Origin of the sequence: Micromonospora sp. ATCC 39149 (assembly GCF_000158815.1) — a bacterium.
Taxonomy (GTDB): domain Bacteria; phylum Actinomycetota; class Actinomycetes; order Mycobacteriales; family Micromonosporaceae; genus Micromonospora.
In genome coordinates, this window is record NZ_GG657738.1 from 511,386 (window position 1) to 512,566 (window position 1,181).

At 74.6% G+C, this 1,181-nt stretch carries 1 pseudogene; it reads right to left on the reverse strand.

Features of this window, described 5'->3' with window-relative positions:
- Nucleotides 1–1,181, reverse strand: a pseudogene (locus tag MCAG_RS02145) (cobaltochelatase subunit CobN); the annotation flags it as partial.

Sequence of the window (1,181 nt, forward strand, 5' to 3'; positions counted from 1 at the left end):
TCGAACGCGCCCTTGTAGTTTTGTGCCGGCGCATCGCGGCGATCCACCTCGGGTTCACCACGCGGGCCCGGAACACCCGCCGGGTCTCCTCACCGAGGGTGCGGGTGCGCACGTCGTGCGGCATCGCCGAGTCCCCCACGTACGCGGCCGGCGCGACGCCGGTGAGGTGGCGGACCATCGCCACCATCCCGCCGTGGTACTGGAAGTAGTCGTCGGAGTCGACGATGTCGTGCTCGCGGGTGTCCTGGTTCTTCACCGCGACGGCGATGCGGGCGAAGGAGCGTTCCATGTCGGCGCGGGCCTCCCGCCCGTCCAGGCCGGGGCCGTACGCGTAGCCGCCCCAGACCGCGTACACCTCGGCGAGGTCGGCATCGCTGCGCCAGTTGCGGGCGTCGATCAGCGGCAGCAGCCCCGCCCCGTACGCCCCGGGCTTGGAGCCGAACACGCGGGCGGTGGCCCGGCGCTCGTCGCCGTGCTCGGCGAGGTCGGCGGCGACGTGCGCGGCGACGAAGTTCTCCCCGGCCGGCTCGTCGAGGGCGGCGACCCGACGCACCGCCTCGTCGATCAGCGCGACGACGTGTGGAAACGCGTCGCGGAAGAACCCGGAGATGCGGACGGTGACGTCGACGCGTGGCCGGCCCAGCTCGGCCAGCGGCACCACCTCGACGCCGGTGACCCGGCGGGACCGGTCGTCCCAGGTGGGGCGGCAGCCGAGCAGGGCGAGCACCTCGGCGATGTCGTCGCCCTGGGTGCGCATGGCGCTGGTGCCCCACACGGTGAGCCCGACCGAGCGGGGGTACCCGCCGGTGTCGGCGAGGTGCCGGGCCAGCAGCGAGTCCGCGAGGGCGACGCCGACGTCCCAGGCGTTGCGGCTGGGAATGGCCTTCGGGTCGACGGAGTAGAAGTTGCGCCCGGTGGGCAGCACGTTGACCAGGCCCCGGGTGGGCGAGCCGGACGGGCCGGGCGGCACGAACCGGCCGTCGAGCGCGGCGAGGACCCGGTCGATCTCGTCGGTGGTACGCGCCAGGCGGGGCACCACCTCGCGGGCGGCGAAGCGCAGCACGTCGGCGACGTCGGACACGGCCCGGCCGGTGACCTCCTCGACGACGGCGTCGACGGAGTCGGCGGCCCAGCCGAGGGTCTCCATGCCCACGACGAGGCGGCGGGCCAGCCCCTCGATC